This is a genomic window from Lolliginicoccus suaedae (assembly GCF_008312885.1).
Lineage (GTDB): Bacteria > Actinomycetota > Actinomycetes > Mycobacteriales > Mycobacteriaceae > Lolliginicoccus > Lolliginicoccus suaedae.
This window is the reverse complement of sequence record NZ_VSSO01000001.1, coordinates 25131-44546: the sequence shown is the minus strand read 5'-3', so window position 1 is coordinate 44546 and position 19416 is coordinate 25131. Positions and strand designations below refer to the sequence as shown.

Here is a 19416-nt window from a genome sequence, read left to right as displayed (position 1 = left end):
TCCCACTCAGGCGGCGACGCGCCCAGCGAGTACGAGTACCTCAGTTCGATTCATGCACCCGACGTTAGTGAAAACCTACGCATAGCGTCAAACGAAACCACTGATCGTCCCACATGGTAAGACGGTTGCGGTGGGATGGGAGTATGGACGAGTGCCCAATGCAAAGCCACCGGAATCGCACGCACGGATCATCCGCGTCTCACGCCTCGCGCTGCTCGGCGTCCTGTTGTTCGCCTGCTGCGTCGCACTCGTCGCCGCTACCGCGCCACGCCTGTTTGGCTGGCTGCTAGCGGCACCCATCATCCTCGCGGTATGGATCCTGCGAGTACAGACCAGGGTATCCGAGACCGGCCTCAGAACACGAACGATGCTGAGAACACGTACCGTGGCATGGGACGAGATCAAGGGGCTTACCTTCCCCAGGCTTCGTTCCGCCCGCGCCGTCCTGCGCTCCGGCGAGCACGTACCGCTGCCCGCCGTGACCCTTGAGGACCTGCCCAGCATCACGCCGCTGAGCAACGGACTCATCCCGGACATCGAGGCGACCCATCGCGCCGAGCAGGAGAAAGCCCGCTCCACCGCGACCGCCGATCCCGAGGACGCCCCCGGCTAGACCCCGCCCGGGCACGACCACGCCCGAACGTGCCAGCGCGCCAGCCCGGATCCCGCCAGCCTTGATGTACGCAAGCCCCGAGGATCCGGCCCCCACCTGTCACTACCTTGAGCCAAGGACCAACCGATGCCCCCCTTGAGATCACGCACCACGACCATCGGCCGCAACGCCGCCGGGGCCCGCGCCCTGTGGCGCGCCACCGGCATGACCGATTCCGACTTCGGCAAGCCCATCGTGGCCATCGCGAACTCCTACACCCAGTTCGTCCCCGGCCACGTGCACCTGAAGAACCTCGGCGAGATCGTTGCCGAAGCCGTCCGCGAAGCCGGTGGCGTCGCGCGCGAGTTCCACACCATCGCCGTCGATGACGGCATCGCGATGGGCCACGGCGGCATGCTCTACTCGCTCCCGAGCCGCGAGATCATCGCCGATTCCGTCGAGTACATGGTCAACGCGCACACCGCCGACGCGCTGGTGTGCATCTCCAACTGCGACAAGATCACCCCCGGCATGCTCAATGCCGCGATGCGCCTGAACATCCCCACCGTCTTCGTCTCTGGCGGCCCGATGGAGGCAGGCAAGGCCGTCGTCGTCGAGGGGATCACCCACGCCCCCACCGACCTCGTCACCGCCATCTCAGCGAGCGCCAACAGCGCCATCGCCGACGAGGGCCTCGACGAGGTCGAGCGCTCCGCCTGCCCCACGTGCGGCTCCTGCTCCGGCATGTTCACCGCCAACTCCATGAACTGCCTCACCGAGGCGCTCGGTCTCGCGCTGCCCGGCAACGGCTCCACCCTCGCCACGCACTCCGCGCGCCGCGCATTGTTCGAGCGGGCAGGCACCGTGATCGTGGAGGCAGCCACCCGCTACTACCGCGATGGCGACGAGTCCGTGCTGCCGCGCAGCATCGCCACTCCCACCGCGTTCCGCAACGCCATGGCGCTCGACGTCGCGATGGGCGGATCGACCAACACCGTCCTGCACATCCTCGCTGCCGCCGAGGAGGGCGAGGTGGCCTTCGCGCTCGAGGACATCGACGCCATCAGCCGACAGGTGCCGTGCCTGGCCAAGGTCTCCCCCAACTCCGACTACCACATGGAGGACGTGCACCGGGCTGGTGGCATCCCTGCGATCCTCGGTGAGCTGCGCCGCGGCGGCCTCATCGATGACTCCCTTCCCGCCGTGCACGCCCCGAGCCTCGGCGCCTGGCTCGACGAGTGGGACATCCGCTCCGGCACCGCCACCGAGCAAGCCATGGAGCTGTTCCACGCCGCGCCCGGCGGCGTGCGCACCACCGAGCCGTTCTCCACCTCCAACCGCTGGTCGTCACTGGACACCGACGCCGCGGGCGGCTGCATCCGCGACATCGAGCATGCCTACACCAAGGACGGCGGGCTCGCGGTGCTGCGCGGCAACATCGCTCCCCGTGGCGCGGTCATCAAGACAGCCGGCATCGACGAGTCCCTATGGCGCTTCCAGGGCCCCGCGCGCGTGGTGGAGAGCCAGGAGGAGGCCGTGTCGATCATCCTGCAGCGCGTCGTCCAGCCCGGCGAGATCATCGTCGTCCGCTACGAGGGCCCCGCAGGCGGTCCTGGCATGCAGGAGATGCTGCACCCGACGGCATTCCTCAAGGGCGCGGGCCTCGGCGCGAAGTGCGCGCTGATCACCGACGGACGATTCTCCGGCGGCACCTCCGGCATCTCGGTGGGCCACATCTCCCCCGAGGCGGCGGCGGGCGGGACGATCGGGCTCATCGAGGACGGTGACCAGATCCTTATCGATGTCACCACCCGTGCCCTAGAGCTGCTCATCGACGATGAGGAGCTCGCGGCCCGCCGCGCCAAGATGGAGGCGTCCGAGCGCCCCTGGCAGCCCAAGGACCGCCAGCGCCCCGTCACCATGGCGCTGCGCGCCTATGCAGCGCTCGCCACCTCCGCCGATCGGGGCGCGGTGCGCGAGGTCCGGTAGCCACCCTCGACGAGAAAAGGCGGGGCGGGAAGCATCCAGCTTCCCGCCCCGCCGCCGTCGAAGGCTCCTACACCTTGCCGGTGAGCACCACCCACGCGGCGATGCCGCCAATGATGCCGAGCACGAGCAGCACGCTCGCCCCCCACCGCGGCCGGACTGCCCACTTGGCGTTGCGCTCCAGGCTCATCCGTCCCGGACCGGTCAGCACCAGGCCCGCCGCTGCCACGCCGAGGATCGTTGCGAGCTCCAGCGCCGGGGTGCCGATGCCATCGAGCGCCGAGCGAGCCCCCTGGTTGGCCGCCCACACATTGATCATCGCCGCGAGCGCAACCGCCGCGCCAAACGGGGTCGCGAGCCCCAGTACGATCAGCGCGCCACCACCGATCTGCGCGCTCAGCACGCTGATCGCGACGATGCCGGCGAAATCGTAGCCCGCGGTGGCGAACAATGCCTCCACGCCATCGATGCCCAGTCCGCCGCCCTGGCCCAGCAGGTGCCGGACGCCATCAGCGATCAGCGCGCCACCGATCAGCAGGCGAAGCACAAGGAGACCGAGGTCAAGCGTGCCCCGGCGTGGCTCCACCGCGGTCGGCGGGACCATCATGGCCCCACGCTCGGGCTCCTGGTAGTTCCCATAGGGCATGGCCTGCGCGGCGGGCTCGTCGTACGCCACGGGCTGCGGCTCGTGATACTCCGCCGAGCGCGGCGCGAGGCCCGGCGTGGTGTCGTCCATGTTCCCCGGCCGCTTGAGGATCACTGTCTGCGAGCTGCTGTAAGCCTGCTCCGGCTCAGGATCCCGGTTGATCGGGATCTGCTCGGTCGGTGCCGACTCGACGGGCTCGGGGCGGGCCTGCTCCTCGGTAGCCGGATCACCCTCCCGGCCAGCGGCGGCGGCCGAGCGGGGCGGGCGACCACGCGTCACATGCTGGCTGTAGGGGTTGGCAGCCGTGCCAGCCTGGGCCTCGGGCGTGCGTGACCAGGCGAAGCCGGGAGCACCCGTCTCGTCATCGCGCGAGGCAGCCTCGTCGTCGAGATCACCGAGGCGCATCGCGGAGGTCTGCTCGGTCGCGGACTCCGGTCGCGGTGGACGGCCCACCGCGATCTCCTCGGTGGAATGATCGAAGGGGCTCGGCGCGGTGCCGGAGCCATCCTTGCCGGAATCGCTGGCGCTGGGTGCAGCGCCCCAGGAATCGTTGGGGGAAGACGCATCCGCGTCGTCGCGCTTGTCGCTCATGCTCCCAGAGTAGGTCGATCCGGCGCCGAAAGGGCGGTAGGCGGCCGGGCGCGCCACGCGGTCGCCTCGTGTTTTGGGTTACGTTGGTGCACATGGCTGAATCGAGTTCGCGGCGGCAGCGCCCGCGGGCAATCGTCGTGGCGACGCTCCTCGCCTCCACCCTGCTGGCAGCCGGCTGCGCCCGCTTCGACGAACGGGCCACAACACCTTTCGAGCCGGAGCCCACCGCTGGCGGATTCGCGCACATCCGGCCCGCCGAGCCCACCGACGAGCCGCCCGACGACGAGGCGAGCGAGGAGCTTGGACCCTGCGATGACCCGGACCCCGCCGTCATCGCGACCTGCCTCGAGCCGGTGACCGGGATCGCGGTGCTGCCGTCGGGCGAGGCTGCGCTCGCTGCGGAGCGCGCGACCGGTCGCATCGTGGAGGTCGCCCCCGACCTCGACCCCGTGGAGATTCTCAGCATCGATGTCGACGCGAGCAGCGGAGGAGGATTGCTCGACATCGCGCTCTCCCCCGCCTTCGGCGAGGACCGCTTGCTCTATGCGCTCATCACCACGCCTTCCGACAATCGTGTCGTGCGGATCGCGCCAGGCGATGTCGCCAAGCCCCTGCTCACCGGCCTGCCCCGAGGCTCGTCCGGCAACGCGGGCGCGCTGGCGTTCGCCTCCGACGGATCGCTGCTCGTCCGCACCGGGGACGGCGGCGACCCGGCATCCGCGACGAATCCGGCCTCGCTCGGCGGCAAGGTGCTGCGCCTTGGTTCGCTCAACCCGAGCTCTGCCCAGCCTCCAGAGGTCATCGCTGCGGGCGCGCGCGGCACCGGCGGCATCTGCCCCGATCCGGGCACCGGGACGATCTACATCACCGAGCGAACCCCCAGTGGTGACCAGCTCCTCGAGGTGCTCGGCGATGGCAGCCTGCGACCACTGTGGTCCTGGCAGGGCAGCGAGGGCGCCAGCGAGTGCGCGGTCGTCGGCAACGACATCGCCGTCGTGCTCACCGACACCGAGGCGGTCGCGTTCCTCACTCGCGACGAGGACACCGGCCTGATCAGTGGCGATCCCGTCCGCGCCGCCGAGGGACGCTTCGGCAAGCTGCACGGCGCTGCTGTGGGCCTCGCTGGCGAGATCTGGTCCGGGACCGTCAACAAGGACATCGGGGAACCCGTGGAGACCGACGATCGCGTCGTGCTCATCCCCTCCGGCGGCGGTGGCGGCGTCGGCCCCGACTAGCGCCAGGCCTGGGCTTGGGTCGCAGGGAGCCTAGACCTCGCCCTGGGCCGCAGGGAGCCTAGGTCCCGACCGCAAACGCGATAGAAACCGCCGGCTACACCGTGCCGTTTCTATCGCTTCTCGCGACTTCTATCGCGTTTGGTGGCAGGCGCCCGTTCGAGCGCGGGCAGCGTTTGGTGGCGGACCGGGGGGCGGCGCGACCTTCGATGGGTCGCGCCGCCGAGCCCCAGAAACCCCTACTGGCACTTCTCGAGGATGAGCTCGCGCACCCGCGCGGGATCGGCCTGGCCCTTGGTGGCCTTCATCACGGCACCGACGATCGCGCCGGCGGCCTGCACCTTGCCGCCCTTGATCTTGTCGACGATCCCGGGGTTGGCGGCGAGCGCTTCCTCGACGGCCTTGTCGAGCACCGAGTCGTCACGCACGATCTCGAGCCCATGCGCGACCATCACGGCCTCCGGCTCGCCCTCTCCGGCCAGCACACCGTCAACGACCTCGCGGGCGAGCTTGTTGTTCAGCTTGCCGTCCGCGACGAGCGCGACGACCGCCGCGACCTGAGCGGGGGTGATGGCGAGATCCGCGAGCGCGACCGCCGCCGTGTTCGCCTTCTGCGTCAGGTAGGACACCCACCAGGAGCGCGCGGCCTCCGCGGAGGCACCTGCTTCCACGGTGGCGGTGATGAGCTCCACGGCGCCCGCGTTGACGATGTCGCGCATCACCTCGTCGGAGACGCCCCAGTCCTTCTGGATGCGGGCCCGGCGGACCCACGGCAGCTCCGGCAGGGTGCCGCGCAGCTGCTCGATCCATTCCTCGGCAGGCTCGATGGGCTGCAGGTCGGGGTCCGGGAAGTACCGGTAGTCGTCGGCGGTCTCCTTCTTGCGGCCCGGGCTGGTGGTGCCATCGGATTCCTGGAAGTGGCGGGTCTCCAGATTGATCTCGCCCCCGGCCTCGAGGACGGCTGCCTGGCGGCGCATCTCGTAGCGGACGGCGACCTCGACGCTCTTGAGCGAGTTGACGTTCTTCGTCTCGGTGCGCGTGCCGAACTCCTGCTGCCCGTGCGGGCGCAGCGACACGTTCGCGTCACAGCGCAGCGAGCCCTGGTCCATGCGCACGTCCGACACATCGAGCGCGCGGAGCAGTTCCCGCAGCGCGGAGACGTAGGCCCGCGCGACCTCCGGTGCCCGCTCGCCCGCGCCCTCGATGGGCTTGCTCACGATCTCGATCAGCGGCACGCCCGCCCGGTTGTAGTCGATCAGGGAATGGGTGGCGCCCTCGATGCGGCCGGTGGCCCCGCCCACATGGGTGAGCTTGCCGGTGTCCTCCTCCATGTGGGCCCGCTCGATGTCCACGCGGAACACCTCGCCGTCATCGAGCACCACATCGAGGTGGCCATCGAACGCGATGGGCTCCTCGTACTGCGAGATCTGGTAGTTCTTGGGCTGATCGGGGTAGAAGTAGTTCTTCCGCGCGAACTGGCACCACGACGCGATGGAGCAGTTCAGCGCCAGGCCGATGCGGATCGCCGATTCCACGGCTTTGCGGTTGACCACTGGTAGCGCGCCGGGCAGGCCGAGGCACACCGGGCACACCTGCGTGTTCGGCGCGGCCCCGAACTCGGTGGGGCACGGGCAGAACATCTTCGTCTCGGTGTGCAGCTCGACGTGCACCTCCATGCCCAGCACGGGGTCGAAGCGCTCGATCACATCGTCATAAGCGAGAGGTTCCACCACGCGTGCGTCCAATCCAGTGTCCATCGGGGTGCTCGAAGTCATGTCTCGTCAGTCTATTCGTTGTCGGGCCCGCTCCGGCCGATCCGGCTCGGGCGAATGGTCTGGTCACGAGTGTCAGCCGAAGAAGGCCGCGGCCTCGTCGTATCGATCCTGGGGAACGGTCTTGAGATGATCGACCGCGTCAGCGAGCGCCACGAGCCTGACGTCGGTGCCGTGCAGCCCCACCATCTTGCCGTGCTCGCCGGCGTGGGCAGCATCGGCAGCATGGATGCCGAACCGGGTGGCGAGCACGCGATCGTAGGCGGTAGGGGTGCCGCCACGCTGGACGTGGCCCAGCACGGTGGTGCGCACGTCCTTGCCGATGCGCTTCTCGATCTCGTCACCGAGCTGCTGCGCCACACCGGTGAATCGCTTGTGGCCGAACTCGTCGACGCCACCCTCGCGCAGCGTCATCGACTCCGGCAGCGGCGCCGCGCCCTCCGCGACGACACAGATGAAGTGGCTGTCCCCGCGCTGGAAACGGCTCTTGACCATGCGGCACACCTCGTCGACATCGAACGGCTGCTCCGGGATGAGCGTGAGGTGAGCGCCACCAGCGAGACCGGCATGCAGCGCGATCCAGCCAGCGTGGCGCCCCATCACCTCCACCAGCATGACGCGCTGGTGGGACTCCGCTGTGGTGTGCAGCCGGTCGATCGCCTCGGTAGCGATCGCGAGGGCGGTGTTGAAGCCGAAGGTGTAGTCGGTGCAGGCGATGTCGTTGTCGATCGTCTTGGGCACCCCCACCACCGGCACCCCGGACTCCGAGAGCCAGTGCGCGGCAGTGAGCGTGCCCTCCCCACCGATGGGGATCAGCACGTCGATGCCATTGTCGTCGAGGGTCTGCTTGATGGTGTCGAGGCCCTCGCGCAGGATCGTCGGGTTCACCCGCGCGGTCCCGAGGATGGTGCCGCCCCGGTCGAGGATCTGATCCACGCGATCATCGAACCGGAGGCGCTGCTTGCGATCCTCGAGCAGGCCCCTCCAGCCATCCCGGAAGCCGACCACGGTGGAGCCATAGCGGACCTCGCTGGTCCGGACCACCGCGCGGATCACCGCGTTGAGGCCCGGGCAATCCCCGCCACCTGTCAGCACTCCGATGCGCATCGGCCCACCTCCGGTCTTGTTGGATCACGCTGCTGGCACATCACACGGCCGCTGGATGCTCCCCGCGCGCCACCTCGTAGGCCGCGCCGACCCGGTACAGGCGCTCGTCGGCGAGCGCTGGTGCCATGATCTGCAGGCCAACGGGCAGGCCATCATCGGGCGAGAGCCCCGCGGGCAGCGACATCGCGCAGTGCCCGGCGAGGTTGGTCGGCAGGGTGCACAGGTCCGAGAGGTACATCGCTACCGGATCGTCGACCTTCTCGCCGAGCTTCCACGCCGTGAACGGGCTTGTCGGCGCCACGAGCACATCGACGTTCTCGTAGGCCTTGGCGAAGTCCTGCGAGATCAGCGTGCGGACCTTCAGCGCCTGCCCGTAGTAGGCGTCGTAGTAGCCCGCCGACAACGCGTAGGTGCCGATCATGATGCGACGCTTGACCTCCGCGCCGAAGCCAGCGGCACGGGTCTCCGCCATGATCTGCTCGGCGCCCTTGGTGCCATCATTGTCGACGCGCAGGCCATAGCGCATCGCATCGAAGCGCGCGAGGTTCGACGACACCTCGCTGGGCAGGATGAGGTAGTACGCGGCGAGCGCGTAGGTGAAGTGCGGGCAAGAGACCTCGATGACCTCCGCGCCGAGCCCGCGCAGCGTCTCCACCGCGGCATCGAAGGTGCTGAGCACGCCGTCCTGGTAGGAATCAGAGTGCAGCTCCTTGACCACACCGACGCGCACGCCCTTCAAGCTGCCCGTCGCGCCCTCCCTCGCAGCCTTGACCACGGGGCGCACCGGAGTGTCGATAGAAGTCGAATCGCGGGGGTCGTGGCCGGCGATCACCTCGTGCAGCAGCGCGGTATCGAGCACCGTGCGGCCGCAGGGGCCGCCCTGGTCCAGCGAGGACGCGCACGCCACGAGGCCGAAGCGCGAGACCGTTCCGTAGGTCGGCTTCACACCGACCGTGGCGGTCATGGCCGCGGGCTGGCGGATCGAGCCGCCCGTATCGGTGCCGATGGCCAGGGGTGCCTCGAACGCGGCGAGCGCGGCCGCGGAACCGCCGCCCGAGCCGCCTGGGATTCGATCGTCGCCCCACGGGTTCAGCGTCGGGCCGTAGGCGGAGTTCTCGGTGGAGGATCCCATCGCGAACTCGTCCATGTTGGTCTTGCCCAGGATCGGGATCCCCGCAGCGCGCAACCGTGCCGTGACGGTCGCGTCGTAGGGCGGTACCCAGCCCTCCAGCATCCGCGAGGCGCACGTGGTGGGCATGTCCGCGGTGGCGAAGACATCCTTGAGGGCCAGGGGCACCCCGGCGAGCGGCGAGGCGGGCGCTTCCCCGTTGGCCAGCGCCACATCGACATCGCGTGCCGAATCGAGCGCGGCCTCGTCACCGACGTGGAGGAAGGCGTTGTAGGTTCCATCGACCGCGCGGATCTGCTCGAGGTGCGCCTCGGTCACCTCCACTGCCGAGACCTCGCGGGCGTGGATGCGGGAGGCGAGGTCGGCCGCGGTCAGCCGTGTCAGGTCGCTCACTGCTCCTCCCCCAGGATCTGCGGGACAGCGAAGCGGTCCCCCTCGGCGTCGGGAGCGCCCGAGAGGGCCTGCTGCACCGTGAGCCCCGGCTCGATGACGTCCTCCCGCCAGACGTTCGCCGTCGCCGCCGGATGGGCGGTCGCGGGCACGTCATTGGCGGCGACCTCGGTCACGGCCTTCACGTGGCCGAGGATCGCATCGAGCTGGCCGGCGAACTCATCGAGCTCGGCATCGGACAGCGCGAGCCTGGACAACCGCGCGAGGTGGGCCACCTCGTCGCGGGAGATTGCAGGCATGTCAGGCACTGCACGGGCCCCTTTCCAGTGGGTTCACGGTCGGACCCGACTAGCCTAGCCCGATCGGCACGGCACGCCCATGCCGGCGCGGGGCCGGGCGGGGGTCAGTCGCGCCGCGCGCGCAGCCAGGAACCTAGTCGGGCAGTGATGAACGGCAGCACCGCGTACACCATCACCGGAGTGACGCATACCGTCAGCAGCAACGTGCTCGCCACGACGTTGACGTCAGCGAGCTGGGGCGCGAGCAGGATATTCACCAGCAGGCTGAGGGGGAAGAAGCCGAGCCAGATCGTCACGGCCTGCTTCCACCGCGGCGGCGCTTGATCGGAAGCGGGCCGGGGATCGACCGGCACGGCGCCCTGCATGCTCGTCGGCACAGCAGGATCGAACCAGCCCTCGATGCCCGTCCGCTGGTGCACCGCGGCATCCCGGGAGAACGAGCGGCCATGCGCGAGCCAGGCGCTGCGCAGCGACGAGCGCATCCAGTCGCGCAGGCAGCCGTCGGAGGCGAACCGGTACTGGACGTGGTAGCGACGGGTCGTCGTGGACGAGCGCACCCATCCGGCACCGAGGAAGCCGGGGAACGTGCGGGCGAGCGCGATGCCAGCCTCCGTCCACTGGACGAAGTCCTCCTCCCGGCCCGGGTCGACATCACGGATGACCGAGGTGGTGACCGTTGGCGCGGGGAGGCCCTGCATGTGCGCGCGGCGGCCTGCGGGTGGGGCCGCCGGGCTCGGGGCGAGCCTTGGGTGCGTGGTCTGGATTGCCATGCATCCCAGTGTGGTCGACCAAGATTGCCGTGGATCGGCACTGTGTGAACGTCTTGTCACATTCGTCGATGCCGGAGTTGTCAGATGTTGCGGTTAGGTTGGCGTGCGAGGATCGTGTGGGAGAGGCCAAGACCGCGCGGGCCGCCAGGTTGATCGGAATGCACGAAAGGGGACTGATGTCGTATCTGCTGCGGGTGCAACTCCCCGACCGCCCCGGCAGCCTGGGGTCCCTCGCTCTCGCGCTCGGCTCGGTCGGCGCGGACATCATCTCCCTCGATGTGGTGGAGCGCTCCACGGGCTACGCCGTGGACGATCTCGTTGTCGAGATGGCACAGGGATCCCTGCCCGACACCCTGATCACCGCTGCCGAGCAGCTCGAGGATGTGCGGGTCGACTCGATCCGCCCCTACGCCGACGTTCTTGATACCCACCGGGAGCTCGAGCTCATCGACCAGGTGGCAGTGGCCTCCTCCGATCGCATCCAGGTCCTCGTCGATGGAGCTCCCCGGGTGCTGCGCGTCGGCTGGGCCACTGTCGTGGCGCTCGGCCCGAACGGTGCCTACCGGGTAGCAGCGAGCTCCGGATCCCCCGAGTCGAGGGCGGCCGAGCTGCCGTGGATGCCGCTGCGCAAGCCTGTCATGCTCGATTCCGAGGCGGACTGGGTGCCCCAGATCTGGAAGGACATGGCGACCTCCCTCGCGGCCGCGCCACTGGGGCAGAAGGAGATGGCCCTGGTTCTCGGTCGCCCTGGCGGGCCTGACTTCCGGCCATCGGAGGTCGCGCGGCTCGGCTATCTCGCCGGCATCATCGGCACCGTGCTGCTGTAGGGCGGACTACTTCCTACAGCACGAGCCGGAACACATCGATGCTGCGGTATTGCTTGCGCTCGGGAACCTCGACGAATCCGTGGCGGGCGTAGATGCGCCGGGCCTCGATCATCGCCCGCATCGAGGACAGCACGACCGCCTCGTTTCCGCGGCGCCTCGCCTCGGCGATACCGTGTCGCACCAGGGCGGTGCCGACACCGCTGCCGCGCGCCTGCTCGGCCACGGCGATCATGCGGAACTCCAGCTCCCCCTCCCGCGCGATCTCCGCGAGGGCACTGCCCGCGTCGGCCAGGACGATCGCCCCCACCACCGCGCCCGCGATCTCGGCAACGACGATCTCCGCGGCCGCGGCACGTGCCTCGACGTCCGCGAGCAGGTCGAGGTACTCGCTGCCCGCGGGAATGTACGGCGCGTAGGCGGCCACCGTGAGCCCCGAGACGGCAGCGTAGTCGCCAGGATCGATCGGTCGCAGTGTGTGCGGGTGCTGCTCCCTTGGGTTCCGCTCGCCAGGTGGCTGCGCGCCTGGTCTCATGAGTCGTCGTTGATCGGCGCCACTGCGTCGGGGCCCTGCTCGAGCAGGACGGTGAACCCGTCCTCGTCGAGGATCGGCACGCCCAGTGACATGGCCTTGTCATACTTCGAGCCGGGGGCGTCCCCCACAACGACGAACGCGGTCTTGCGCGAGACCGAGCCCACGGCCTTGCCGCCGCGAGCGACGATCGCTTCCTTGGCCTCGTCGCGCGAGTAGCGCTGCAAGGCACCAGTGACGACGATGGACATGCCCTCGAGATTGCGCTCGATGGACGCATCGCGCTCGTCAGCCATGCGCACGCCAGCGGCAGCCCACCTATCGATGATCTCGCGGTGCCAGTCGACGTCGAACCATTCCTCCACGGCCTGCGCGATCGTGGGCCCCACCCCATCGATGGCGGCAAGCTCCTCGGTGGTGGCGCCGCGAATGGCATCGAGGCTGCCGAACTCGGTGGCGAGCGCCCGGGCCGCGGTGGGGCCCACATGCCGGATCGACAGGCTCACAAGAACTCGCCACAATGGCTGCGACCTGGCTTTTGCCAGGCTCTCGAGCAACCGCGCGCCATTGGCGGTGAGCTCGCCCTTCTTGTTGCGGAACAGCTCCGTGCGCAGCAGGTCATCCTCCGACAGGGTGAACAGCTCCCCCTCGTCGGTGATGACACCATGCGCGAGCAGTTCCGTCGCGGCCTCGTAGCCGAGCCCCTCGATGTCGAGCGCGCCCCGGCCGCCGATGTAGAACACGCGTTCGCGCAGCTGGGCCGGGCACGTGCGGGAGTTGGGGCACCGGATATCGACATCGCCCTCCTTGGACGGGGCGAGCAGCGATCCGCACTCAGGGCAATGAGTGGGCATCACGAACGCGCGCTCGCTGCCATCCCGCAGGTCCACCACCGGGCCGAGCACCTCCGGGATCACCTCGCCGGCCTTGCGGATCACCACCGTGTCACCGATGAGGACGCCCTTGCGCTTGACCTCCTCAGCGTTGTGCAGCGTGGCCAGAGAGACGGTGGATCCAGCAACGAGCACCGGCTCCATGTAGGCGAACGGGGTGACGCGGCCAGTGCGGCCGAGGCTGACCCGAATATCGCGCAGCTTGGTGGTGGCCTCCTCCGGCGGGTACTTGTAGGCCGTGGCCCAGCGGGGCGCGCGGGAGGTCGAGCCGAGCCGCCGCTGGACGCTCACCTCGTCGACCTTCACGACGAGGCCATCGACCTCGTGGTCGACGTCGTGGCGACGCTCCGCCCAGTCCATGACATGAGCGACCACGGAATCAACGTCCACGAGCCGCACCGTGTCCTCGGACACCGGCAGCCCCCAGGCGCGCAGCGCCTCGTACGCCTCGGACTGCGAGCCCGGCAGGAAGCCCTCGCGCTTGCCGATGCCGTGGCAGAGCATCCGGAGCCGGCGCCGCGCGGTGATCGCGGGATTCTTCTGCCGCAACGAGCCAGCGGCCGAGTTGCGCGGGTTCGCGAACGGTGGCTTGCCCTCCGCAGTAAGCGCGGCGTTGAGTGCGGCGAAGTCATCGAGCCGGAAGTACACCTCGCCGCGCACCTCGAGCAGCGCGGGCACCGGGAATTCCTCGCTCGCGGCGAGCTTCTCCGGCACATCGTCGATCGTGCGGGCGTTGAGAGTGACGTCCTCGCCGGTGCGCCCGTCACCACGGGTCGCGGCACGCACGAGCGCACCGTTCTCGTAGACCAGGCTCAGCGCTACCCCATCGATCTTCAGCTCGCACAGGTAGTGCACCCCTCGACCGGCCTCGCCCTCGACGCGATGGGCCCATTCCCGCAGCTCATCCTCATTGAAGACGTTGTCGAGGCTGAGCATCCGCTCGAGATGATCGACGGGCGTGAACTCGGTGGAGAACCCGCCGCCGACCAGCTGCGTGGGGGAATCCGGGGTGCGCAGCTCGGGGTGCTCATCCTCGAGTTGCTGCAACGCGCGGAGCATCTCATCGAACTCGCCGTCGCTGATGGCGGGAGCGTCCTTGACGTAGTAGCGGAACTGGTGGAAGCGCACTTCCTCCGCCAGCTTCTGCCATTGATCCCGAATGGGCGCGCTGCCCGCTGCCTGGCCATCATCCACTTGGGCAGAGTAGCGCAGGCCCCTGTCAGGAATCGCCAGGCATGGGCCTGGCTTCCCCTGGTGCCCGTCGCGACAATCGCCCCGCGAGTGTGCGAAGAACGACAGGTTTACGGCTCCGAGCTGTCGTTCTTCGCACACTCGTGGCCGAAGCGGGACATGCGCCAGCCGGAGCCGGGCATGCGCCAGCCGCGTTCGAGGCCGCACCTGCGACCCCAGCCGCTAGCGCTCGCCGACCTCGGAGAACGCCGCGCGAACCGAGCGTGCGTGGCGGAATCCCGCGACCATCTCCCGCGACGAGCCTGCCTGCGATCCATCGAACGCGATACCGACGCGCTCGAGCAGCTGCTCGCCACCGAGCCCGGCTTCCCGCCCGAGAGCGAGGATGCGGCGCGCTACAGTTCGCGCATCCTCGCGGCCATCCACCGCGAGCACACCATGACGCCCGGTGTCGAACCATCGGCCCAGCCCGTCGATCAAGGCCGAATCGCGCAGGCTGCTGCCCGCACTGGTGGCATCGGTACCAACCACGATCGTGCCGAACGGGCCGTCCGCCACGACACTCCACGGCACTGCGGCACCGCACCGCACGGCCTGGTCCGCGCCGATTCCCGCGCATGCCGCCCACAGCCCGACCGCCTCGGGGGCTGGAAGCCGCCGTGGCGGCTGCAGGATGCTCAACGGCTTGCTGCTACCGTCCAGCGCTTCTTGGAGGGCGGGCTCGAGCCATTCCACGATGACCTTGCAGCCCAGGGAATGCTCGAGGCGAGCCACATGCCTGGCGACTCCCTCGGCGAGGGAGGCGGCAAGGTCGCGCAGCGCGCCACGATCCTCGAGCACGGCATGCCCGTTGGGCAGCTCGATGCGTCGACCCAGCGTCACTGGGCCCGTGACCTGGATCTTCCATGTAGGCGCGCCACCGCTGGTCTCCCACGCCTCCACCACCTGGTCGGTGTCGCGATTGTGCCAGTCGCGGGCGCGGCGGCCGATGATGCCGTGATGCTGGGCGAGCCGATAGCCCGTGGCCGAGGCCTCGACCGGCATGTCGACCAGCAGCACCGCCGCCTGGCCCACGGGATCCGACCCGGCCCCGCGGTCCTGCATCATTGGCTGGAACGGCACGCCGTGGCCCGCTAGCTCGCCGAGCACGGTGGTGATCGCCTCGGCCATGCTGGCGCCTGGCCAGTGCCCCATGCCGGTGACAGTGCCCGCGAGCAGGCTCATCGGCTGCCCACCGACGCTGCCTCGTCAAACTGGTGCCGCTGCGGGCTGGTGCCACTGATGGTGCCGCTGCCGAGCACGATGTCGCCATCCTGGTCGGGCTGGTAGAGCACCGCGGCCTGGCCGCGCGCGACGCCGGTCAGCGGCTCGAGCAGATGCACCCGCAGTCCTGGCATGCTGTCGTCGCCCTCGACGGGCTCGGCGATGGCTGGCGCGATTCCCCCGTGCGCCCGCACCTGCACCGTGCAGCGCACGGGTTCGCTCGGGACGCTCCCCGAGGTCCATACCGCGCCCCTGGCCTCGATCGTCCATACATCGAGGGACTCCGCTGCACCGACGGTGACGGTGGCGGAGCCGGGGTCGATCGCTGTCACGTACCGGGGCTTGCCATCCGGCGCGGGCCCGGGCAGGCCGAGCCCCTTGCGCTGCCCGATCGTGAAGCCATGCACCCCATCGTGCTCACCGAGCTCGGCACCGGTCTCGGCGTCGACTACCTTGCCCGGGCGCACACCGATGCGCGCGCCCAGGAAGGCCTGGGTGTTGCCGGATGGGATGAAGCAGATGTCGTGGCTATCGGGCTTGCTCGCCACGGCAAGGTCGAGCCGCTCGGCCTCCGCGCGGATCTGCGGCTTGGGCGTGTCACCGATCGGGAACATCGCCCGCGAGAGCTGCTGGGCGGTGAGCACGGCCAGCACGTAGGACTGGTCCTTGTCGTTGTCGACCGCGCGACGCAGCACACCGTCCTCGAGCCGGGCGTAGTGGCCGGTGACCACGGCATCGAATCCCAGCGCGAGAGCCCGCTCCGCGAGGGCCGAGAACTTGATGCGCTCGTTGCAGCGCAGGCATGGGTTGGGGGTCTCCCCCGCCGCGTAGGACTCGACGAAATCGTCGATGACATCTTCCTTGAACCGCTCGGCGAAATCCCACACGTAGAACGGGATGCCGAGCACATCGGCGGCGCGGCGCGCGTCGCCGGCGTCCTCGCGGGAGCAGCAGCCCCGCGATCCGGTTCGCAGCGCTCCCGGCGCCGTGGAGAGGGCAAGGTGCACGCCCACCACGTCATGGCCGTCACGGACGGCCCGGGCGGCCGCTACTGCCGAGTCGACGCCTCCGCTCATTGCCGCGAGTACTCGCATCAGTTCGTCCTTTCCCCTGCTGCCGTGCTGGCAAGCCCTGCCATCCGGGCTCGTTCGACGGCCTGCGGCAGCACGTCGAGCACTCGATCAACGTCGGTGACCGAGGATGTGTGCCCGAGCGAGAACCGCAATGTGCCGCGCGCGATCCGCGCGTCCATGCCCATGGCTACCAGGACATGGCTGGCCCGCGCCACCCCGGCCGTGCAGGCCGAGCCGGTGGAGCATTCCACGCCTTGGGCATCCATCAGCATGAGCAGCGAATCGCCCTCGCACCCGGGAAAAGTCGCGTTGAGGATCGTGGGTAGCGCCTCGCCGGGGCTGGTGGGCCCATTGATGATCGCGGTGGGATCGATCCGCGTGATGCCCTCCCTCAGGCGTTCGCGCAGCGCGGCGAGCCGAACATGCTCGACGCGCCGCTCGGCCGATACCTGATCGAGCGTGGCGGCCATTCCCAGGGTCGCCGCGACATCAGGCGTGCCCGACCGCACGTCGCGCTCATGGCCGCCGCCATGCTGCAGTGGCTGGCACGCGGCATCGCGGCGCAGCAGCAGCGCGCCGACGCCGTGGGGCCCACCAAGCTTGTGCGCGGTCAGCGTGAGCGCAGCGAGCCCGCTCGCCGCGAAATCACAGTGCAGCGATCCAGCCGCCTGCACGGCATCGCTGTGCAGCGGCACGCCAGCATCCGCGGCCACCGCGGCAAGCTCGGGTATCGGATTGATCGTGCCGACCTCGTTGTTGGCCCACATGATGGAGACGAGCGCGACGCTCGCCGGGTCATCGCCGATCGCCTCGCGCAGCGCCTCGGGCGTGACCACCCCCGCGGGCGTCACGGGTATCCGAGTGATCTCGGCGCCCTGATGCTCGACGAGCCACTCCGCCGCGTCGAGCACGGCGTGATGCTCGGTGCTGCCGACGAGGACGCGCCTGCGCCGCGGATCCTCGGAGCGGCGGGCCCAGAACAGGCCCTTGACGGCAAGGTTGTCGCTCTCGGTGCCGCCAGCGGTGAAGATGACCTCGGATGGGCGCGCGCCGAGGACCTTGGCGATGGCCTCGCGGGATTCCTCCACTAGGCGGCGGGCCACCCGTCCGGAACGATGCACCGATGCGGCGTTGCCCGTGACCGCGAATCCCTTGGTCATCGCGTCGATCGCCGCAGGGCGCATCGGTGTGGCCGCGGCATGATCGAGATACACGGGATGGTTCATGGCACCTGCCAGGATAGACGCCACCCGCGCCCGGCCACCAAACGCGCGAATCCCCCCGGGGATCAGGCGGCCGCGCGCTCCGCGTGATCGACGTCCACGAGCCGCAGGCCGGTATCGCGCTCAGCGCTGCGCAGGCTGCGATCGCAGCGCTGCGCCAGCAGCTTGCGGTCGCCCACCGCGAGCTCGGGAGCGAGCAGCGTCAGCTCCACCACGAGGGAGCGCTGGCTGAGCACCCGACCTATCGAGGCGGCCAGGCCGTCGTCGCCGACGAAGCTCGGCACGGTCGTCGTCTCGCCGTCGGAGGTCAGGTAGCGCACGTGCACGGGATGCACCCACGCTCCCGCGTCGATCGCGGACTGGAAGAAGGCGGGGCGCAGCCGTCCCCAGGAGCGCCCGCACCAGGTCGTGCCTTCCGGGAACACCGCGACACGCTCTCCTCGGCGCAGGCGCTCGGTCACCAGATCCAGCGCCTGTGGCAGGTCGCGCAGTGATTCGCGGCGCACCGGGATGGTGCGCGCCCACCGGGCCATCGAGCCAATGACGGGCCACTCGACGAGATCGGCGCGAGCGACGAACGACGCGGAGACTGTGGTGGATATCACTAGTGGGTCGAGCCACGAGATGTGGTTGGAGACGATCAGCCCCTGGGCGCGCCCCTGTTCGAGACCGCCGCGGCGATCGTGGACGCGGACGGTGATGCCGAGCGCGCCGAGCAGCTGCCGGGAGAACGCGCGCTGCCATATCCCCTTGGCCCGGCCAGGCAGCCAGGGGCGCGCGCCGAGCAGGACGGGCGCGGAGGCGAGGGCGAGCGCGAGGCGGATGCACCGGCCGGCCAAGACCGGGGCGGGCACGGTCTCGCGCTCGGGCGGCAGGCAGCCGCAGCCGCAGGGGCTGCTTGGGTACCAGTGATGGCGCGTGGTGCCGGTCATCGTGCCTCCGAGCCGTTCCCGGTGGCGCTGGACGAGGCAGCGGAGGCCGAGGCGAGCCTGGCGAGGTAGCGGGCGTTGGCGTGGCGCACTCCGAGGACGGTGACGAAGTCGGCGACGCCGAAGCTGGGATCGTGCGCGGGCTCGCCGCAGATCCAGGCACCAAGGCGCAGGTAGCCGCGCAGCAGGGGCGGGATCTCCGCTCTTGGCGGCGGGGGGATCTCATCGAGGGTGGCTCCGTCGACGATCACGGGATTGTAGGGGCGCGCGTTCATGTGGCCGGGAGCGCGATGCCGGGCCAGCACGTGGTCGCGCACGGCTCGCACGTTGGCGCCGGGCACATCACCGGGAGCTGGGAGCATCGGTACGCTCACGCACCCGAGCACCCAGTCGTTCCCGGTGTGGTTGAGGTATTGGAGGATGCCGGACCACATGATGCTGAGGACCGCGCCGTTGCGGTGGTCGGGGTGCACGCAGGCCCGCCCCATCTCGACAGTGCTGGGCAGGATCTCCTCGAAGCCGTCGAGCGCGAACTCGGTGGCGGTGTAGAAGCCGCCGATGCGGCGCGCGGTGGTGCCCGGAAGCATCCGGTAGCAACCAATGATGCGTTGGTCTTGCTCGTCGCGAACGAGGAGGTGGTCGCAGTGGGCATCGAACTCGTCGGCGTCGCGGCCGTACTCGCCGATGGTGTCGCTGAAGCCAGGCTCAGCGCGGAAGACATCATGGCGGAGCCGCTGGGCGGCCTCGATGTCATCCGGCCGCGTGGACAGCAGCAGGGAGTAGCGCGGTGTGCTCGCTGTCGCCGCGGGAGCCGGGATCAGCACCGATGATGTGGTCATGCCTCGGTGTCTACCGGGGCAGATCGGCCGGGGCGCATCACGGGAGTGAAGGCACTATGCCGTGCTGGTTAACTCTTTGTCCGTGTTGACCGGATCGCGTGGAGCAGGCCACGACGAGGTGAACGGGCCCCGAAC

17 protein-coding genes are annotated in these 19416 nt (G+C 69.6%); 4 read left to right on the top strand and 13 right to left on the bottom strand.

The window, feature by feature from the left end:
• The first annotated feature begins 151 nt into the window (after positions 1 to 151).
• Positions 152 to 613 (top strand): PH domain-containing protein, encoded by a 462-nt coding sequence (locus tag FXO18_RS00200; RefSeq protein ID WP_149359069.1) that lies wholly within the window; start codon positions 152 to 154, stop codon positions 611 to 613.
• 126 nt (positions 614 to 739) lie between these two features.
• Positions 740 to 2581, top strand: coding sequence for a dihydroxy-acid dehydratase (gene ilvD / locus FXO18_RS00195; RefSeq protein ID WP_149359068.1), 1842 nt, complete (start codon positions 740 to 742; stop codon positions 2579 to 2581).
• A 67-nt stretch (positions 2582 to 2648) separates the two neighbouring features.
• On the opposite strand, the gene FXO18_RS00190 is transcribed toward ilvD, so the two are convergent.
• Complete coding sequence (locus tag FXO18_RS00190) at positions 2649 to 3815, bottom strand: DoxX family membrane protein (protein ID WP_149359067.1); 1167 nt, start codon at positions 3813 to 3815, stop codon at positions 2649 to 2651.
• 92 nt (positions 3816 to 3907) lie between these two features.
• On the opposite strand from FXO18_RS00190, the gene FXO18_RS00185 reads away from it, so the two are divergent.
• A complete protein-coding gene (locus FXO18_RS00185) occupies positions 3908 to 5050 on the top strand; it encodes a PQQ-dependent sugar dehydrogenase (protein ID WP_149359066.1) in 1143 nt (380 codons plus the stop codon).
• Positions 5051 to 5286: 236 nt separating this feature from the next.
• Here FXO18_RS00185 and gatB read toward each other — a convergent pair whose 3' ends face one another.
• The 5 genes from gatB to FXO18_RS00160 all read right to left on the bottom strand — a co-directional run bounded on the left by gatB (position 5287) and on the right by FXO18_RS00160 (position 10442).
• Positions 5287 to 6822: an Asp-tRNA(Asn)/Glu-tRNA(Gln) amidotransferase subunit GatB gene (gene gatB / locus FXO18_RS00180; protein WP_235900354.1), complete on the bottom strand. Its 1536-nt coding sequence runs from the start codon at positions 6820 to 6822 to the stop codon at positions 5287 to 5289.
• 72 nt (positions 6823 to 6894) lie between these two features.
• The gene (locus tag FXO18_RS00175) at positions 6895 to 7926 is read right to left on the bottom strand and encodes an ATP-dependent 6-phosphofructokinase (RefSeq protein WP_149359065.1); all 1032 of its coding nucleotides are present in this window, start codon (positions 7924 to 7926) and stop codon (positions 6895 to 6897) included.
• 40 nt (positions 7927 to 7966) lie between these two features.
• Positions 7967 to 9448 carry an Asp-tRNA(Asn)/Glu-tRNA(Gln) amidotransferase subunit GatA gene (gene gatA / locus FXO18_RS00170; protein WP_149359064.1) on the bottom strand — a complete coding sequence of 494 codons (1482 nt, stop codon included), beginning with the start codon at positions 9446 to 9448 and terminating at the stop codon, positions 7967 to 7969.
• On the bottom strand, positions 9445 to 9744 hold the full coding sequence (gene gatC, locus FXO18_RS00165; protein WP_149359063.1) for an Asp-tRNA(Asn)/Glu-tRNA(Gln) amidotransferase subunit GatC: 300 nt from the start codon (positions 9742 to 9744) through the stop codon (positions 9445 to 9447). The genes gatA and gatC overlap by 4 nt, the downstream gene beginning before the upstream one ends.
• Before the next feature lie 104 nt (positions 9745 to 9848).
• Entirely contained in the window at positions 9849 to 10442 is a 594-nt protein-coding gene (locus tag FXO18_RS00160) for an antibiotic biosynthesis monooxygenase (protein ID WP_149360014.1), read from the bottom strand.
• Positions 10443 to 10690: 248 nt separating this feature from the next.
• On the opposite strand from FXO18_RS00160, the gene FXO18_RS00155 reads away from it, so the two are divergent.
• Positions 10691 to 11341 (top strand): ACT domain-containing protein, encoded by a 651-nt coding sequence (locus FXO18_RS00155; protein ID WP_149359062.1) that lies wholly within the window; start codon positions 10691 to 10693, stop codon positions 11339 to 11341.
• A 13-nt stretch (positions 11342 to 11354) separates the two neighbouring features.
• Here the strand turns inward: FXO18_RS00155 and FXO18_RS00150 are convergent, their stop codons facing one another.
• The 7 genes from FXO18_RS00150 to FXO18_RS00120 all read right to left on the bottom strand — a co-directional run bounded on the left by FXO18_RS00150 (position 11355) and on the right by FXO18_RS00120 (position 19281).
• Positions 11355 to 11873: a GNAT family N-acetyltransferase gene (locus FXO18_RS00150; protein WP_149359061.1), complete on the bottom strand. Its 519-nt coding sequence runs from the start codon at positions 11871 to 11873 to the stop codon at positions 11355 to 11357.
• Complete coding sequence (gene ligA, locus FXO18_RS00145; protein ID WP_235900353.1) at positions 11870 to 13957, bottom strand: NAD-dependent DNA ligase LigA; 2088 nt, start codon at positions 13955 to 13957, stop codon at positions 11870 to 11872. Before ligA ends, FXO18_RS00150 begins: the two co-directional genes overlap by 4 nt.
• A 219-nt stretch (positions 13958 to 14176) precedes the next feature.
• Positions 14177 to 15178 carry a uroporphyrinogen decarboxylase/cobalamine-independent methonine synthase family protein gene (locus FXO18_RS00140; protein ID WP_149359060.1) on the bottom strand — a complete coding sequence of 334 codons (1002 nt, stop codon included), beginning with the start codon at positions 15176 to 15178 and terminating at the stop codon, positions 14177 to 14179.
• Positions 15175 to 16311 carry a tRNA 2-thiouridine(34) synthase MnmA gene (mnmA, locus tag FXO18_RS00135; RefSeq protein WP_149359059.1) on the bottom strand — a complete coding sequence of 379 codons (1137 nt, stop codon included), beginning with the start codon at positions 16309 to 16311 and terminating at the stop codon, positions 15175 to 15177. Before mnmA ends, FXO18_RS00140 begins: the two co-directional genes overlap by 4 nt.
• Positions 16311 to 17516 carry a cysteine desulfurase family protein gene (locus FXO18_RS00130; RefSeq protein ID WP_149359058.1) on the bottom strand — a complete coding sequence of 402 codons (1206 nt, stop codon included), beginning with the start codon at positions 17514 to 17516 and terminating at the stop codon, positions 16311 to 16313. The genes mnmA and FXO18_RS00130 overlap by 1 nt, the downstream gene beginning before the upstream one ends.
• Positions 17517 to 17578: 62 nt before the next feature.
• Positions 17579 to 18445, bottom strand: coding sequence for a lysophospholipid acyltransferase family protein (locus tag FXO18_RS00125; protein ID WP_149359057.1), 867 nt, complete (start codon positions 18443 to 18445; stop codon positions 17579 to 17581).
• On the bottom strand, positions 18442 to 19281 hold the full coding sequence (locus FXO18_RS00120) for a GNAT family N-acetyltransferase (RefSeq protein ID WP_149359056.1): 840 nt from the start codon (positions 19279 to 19281) through the stop codon (positions 18442 to 18444). The genes FXO18_RS00125 and FXO18_RS00120 overlap by 4 nt, the downstream gene beginning before the upstream one ends.
• Positions 19282 to 19416 lie beyond the last annotated feature (135 nt).

Coding starts and splice junctions, on each gene's coding strand:
- FXO18_RS00175 (WP_149359065.1), bottom strand. CDS start 7,926: ATGCGCATCGGAGTGCTGACAGGTGGCGGGGATTGCCCGGGCCTCAAC.
- FXO18_RS00140 (WP_149359060.1), bottom strand. CDS start 15,178: ATGAGCCTGCTCGCGGGCACTGTCACCGGCATGGGGCACTGGCCAGGC.
- gatC (WP_149359063.1), bottom strand. CDS start 9,744: ATGCCTGCAATCTCCCGCGACGAGGTGGCCCACCTCGCGCGGTTGTCC.
- FXO18_RS00185 (WP_149359066.1), top strand. CDS start 3,908: ATGGCTGAATCGAGTTCGCGGCGGCAGCGCCCGCGGGCAATCGTCGTG.
- FXO18_RS00155 (WP_149359062.1), top strand. CDS start 10,691: ATGTCGTATCTGCTGCGGGTGCAACTCCCCGACCGCCCCGGCAGCCTG.
- FXO18_RS00150 (WP_149359061.1), bottom strand. CDS start 11,873: ATGAGACCAGGCGCGCAGCCACCTGGCGAGCGGAACCCAAGGGAGCAG.
- FXO18_RS00125 (WP_149359057.1), bottom strand. CDS start 18,445: ATGACCGGCACCACGCGCCATCACTGGTACCCAAGCAGCCCCTGCGGC.
- ilvD (WP_149359068.1), top strand. CDS start 740: ATGCCCCCCTTGAGATCACGCACCACGACCATCGGCCGCAACGCCGCC.
- FXO18_RS00120 (WP_149359056.1), bottom strand. CDS start 19,281: ATGACCACATCATCGGTGCTGATCCCGGCTCCCGCGGCGACAGCGAGC.
- FXO18_RS00160 (WP_149360014.1), bottom strand. CDS start 10,442: ATGCAGGGCCTCCCCGCGCCAACGGTCACCACCTCGGTCATCCGTGAT.
- FXO18_RS00130 (WP_149359058.1), bottom strand. CDS start 17,516: ATGAACCATCCCGTGTATCTCGATCATGCCGCGGCCACACCGATGCGC.
- FXO18_RS00190 (WP_149359067.1), bottom strand. CDS start 3,815: ATGAGCGACAAGCGCGACGACGCGGATGCGTCTTCCCCCAACGATTCC.
- mnmA (WP_149359059.1), bottom strand. CDS start 16,311: ATGCGAGTACTCGCGGCAATGAGCGGAGGCGTCGACTCGGCAGTAGCG.
- gatB (WP_235900354.1), bottom strand. CDS start 6,822: ATGACTTCGAGCACCCCGATGGACACTGGATTGGACGCACGCGTGGTG.